3 protein-coding genes are annotated in these 2812 nt (G+C 37.3%); all 3 read right to left on the reverse strand.

From position 1 onward, the window contains the following. Positions 1 to 37 precede the first annotated feature (37 nt). Entirely contained in the window at positions 38 to 1048 is a 1011-nt protein-coding gene (locus tag DCC82_RS16045) for a radical SAM protein (protein WP_097355115.1), read from the reverse strand. Between the two features lie 95 nt (positions 1049 to 1143). Continuing rightward, a complete protein-coding gene (locus DCC82_RS16050; protein ID WP_097355114.1) occupies positions 1144 to 1323 on the reverse strand; it encodes a hypothetical protein in 180 nt (59 codons plus the stop codon). 328 nt (positions 1324 to 1651) lie between these two features. Then, a partial coding sequence (locus DCC82_RS16055) for a hypothetical protein (RefSeq protein ID WP_233253056.1) occupies positions 1652 to 2812 on the reverse strand: 1161 nt, incomplete at its 5' end.

Here is a 2812-nt window from a genome sequence, read left to right on the forward strand (position 1 = left end):
ATGTATGGATCATATATCCATAGAACTAACACCAAAATCAAAGTTGATTTCCAACCATCACGGATTCAGGAAATTTTAAAACAGGGGATTTTTCCCAAATATCTTTTAATGACATTTTCCGAAGATCTCCGCATTCCATCTGCCTTTCTCCTGTTAATAATATGGAAGGATACACTTTACCATTTGAAGAGATTGAGAGTTCTGCAACACCTGCAACATCACCGATAGATCTCATCCGTGAATATACCTTCTCTCTAAGAGGGCTACGGTAATTCCAAGCCATTTCAGCAGCCACGAGATCGATTTCTCCTTCTATAAGAGGAAGGTAGAACTCCCATGGGGAAGGGACCGAAATTTGCATTTTGGGAATTGCCCCGGTAAGTTTCAAACGTGTTAGTTCAGCAAACCTTTCATTCCACATAGAATACGGGATCTCATAAATATCTAGATGCTGTTTTCCATATCCCCCCGGAAAAAATTTAATGGCAACCATAGCTTCTGCTCCCAGTTCATCAATAAGTTTGTATGTAGGTAAGACATCATCAATGGTTGCTTTGGTTAATGTAAAATTAATAGAGACTTTTAATTTTGATTGAACAACTGTACGAATTCCTTCAATCACTTTCTCGAATAGTGGAGTTGGATCAGCGTCCGGTCGATATAGTTGTTTGCGCAAAATGCCGTATCTCTGAGGGTTGGAGCCATCTAAACTAATATTAATGGACAGGTTTGGGCATTCTTCTTCCAGTTTTCGGACCATTTTAGGCGAAAAGAAAAAACCATTGGAAATTACCGCTATTTGCCAACCTGGTAATGAACAAGCATAACTTAATATTTGAACAATATCTTTTCTTATAAAAGGCTCTCCCCCTGCAAAAGCAATTTTTAGAGTTCCAATTTCATGTAATTGTTTTATCGTATTCAAAATCTCTTCAGTGTTCATTTCATTGTCCAGTTTAGGACCAGATGAGCTATGACAATGAGAACAGGCAAGATTACATCCATTCGTTAAGTTGAAATCAACGTGAGCAGGTCCTCTAAAATGCATAAAATAATCAGTTCCTTTCGATATATGGGATTTGATCGAGCATATTTCTGTGGACGTATAGAGGAACTATTCCCCTATACGTCAATGATAAATACTTATTTAGTCTTTTCTTTCTTCATTTCTTCCCTAATTGCTAATCTCAATTGATTCAAAGTTTCTTCGGAAATAGGAATAGGTTCTTCGGAGAACATGGCCTGTGTAGATCCTGGAAGTGTACGGTTCCACTGCATAGAACTTACTTGGGTTACTTCAAAAGAAGGTTTAAACTTGTCCATGTTTATCACCTCACTTTCTATATGAAACTATAAAAATTATAATATATTTACAAATTTTCTGTCAATTCAGTATATTTATTCCTTGTATAATTTTGGTTAGAGGGGTTGGCGACAGAATTATTTTTGGTTACCTCATTTGTTTAATTTTCAAGAGACACATGAATGACGCGCACGCTAAACGAAACGGTACACCCTACTTTTTCAATTTTACAGACTCTCTTTGCTACCTCCTCGCAAAGTTCCAGCACAACCGTTATTCCGAAAAATGAAAAAGTAACCCATCCCGTGCGAACAATAAAGGAGGGTTACCTTTTTGCAGACCACTTTTTTATACATTTAAGTCTTTCCCTACTTCTTTAGCAATGTAGAGAAGAAACTCTCTGATCGGGTAAATCACCAACTTTTCGCTTTGATTAAATGTTATATTGTTCCTTTTTAAATAATCAAGCAGCTGCGGCAAGGTCATTTCATTTCGATAAACAGCATTAAATTTATACAAAACGAGTTCTTTCCATTTCCTCGGATTACCGTTAATATACATTTCCCCAGCTACCTTATGATTTAAAATTTTTTCTTTCCGCTCTTCTCGCTTTTTCATTGCGACCTTTTCTTCCGTTGTCATGTCAGATTGTTCAGAATCCTCTTTTACTGTATGTTGTTGAAGAATATGTTGTCGAGCGGATTGAATTAACAACTCCGCTTTTCTCTTCATATAAGGGCTGTTAAGGGCTTGAAACCGTTTCGCTAAATCCTCATCCATTTCTTCCTGGCTTCTAATTCTTTTTCCCCATTTGTTTATTTTTTTGTCCAAGTTAGGGATTGTTTGATTTTGATCGTCCATCTCCTCTTGTAAATGTACTTTTGTACGAGATGCTCTCTCCTTCAAATTCCGTTCTTCTTCAGCTAAAATTTGATAATATTTTGCCATTAATTCCTCTTTAAGAATGGCCATTTGATTATTTTCTTCTTGAGAATATAGCTGAAACCCTTCCATGTCGACTGTGATACTTAGTGCTTGTTCAAGGCTAATCTCAAAAGGTGTGGCTAATACGAAAGCATGTCTTTGGTTGGTCATCAGAAAGCGGAGGATTTTACACGTTCGCTCTGCTGGATTGATATACACAATGCTTCTAGTATCAAATGGTTCATATTTGCTTGGTTGCTGCAACAAAATGTCCAGCAAATGAGGGTCCAAGTCTAATAAAAACATATTCCACGCACGATCTTGCGGCCGTTTTTCAATGATATGCAACTCGGATTCCACAAATGTAGTAAAAGCGGATATCTTGGGATTAAAAGCTAACCATGCTTCGTCCACGAAAAAGAACGGTTTAATCCCCAGCGTTTGATACGTTTCCTTACGTTTAGCAATATGGGTAGCATATCCTTTGCTCCCTTTAAAACCTGTAAAATAGTCAAGTGTGAGTAAAATGTTTGTGGGAGAAATTCTTAGAATTCCCCGATGAGGGGGTTGGGAACGTAGGTTCGC

The organism is Geobacillus sp. LYN3, assembly GCF_003064505.1.
Taxonomy (GTDB): domain Bacteria; phylum Bacillota; class Bacilli; order Bacillales; family Anoxybacillaceae; genus Parageobacillus_B; species Parageobacillus_B toebii.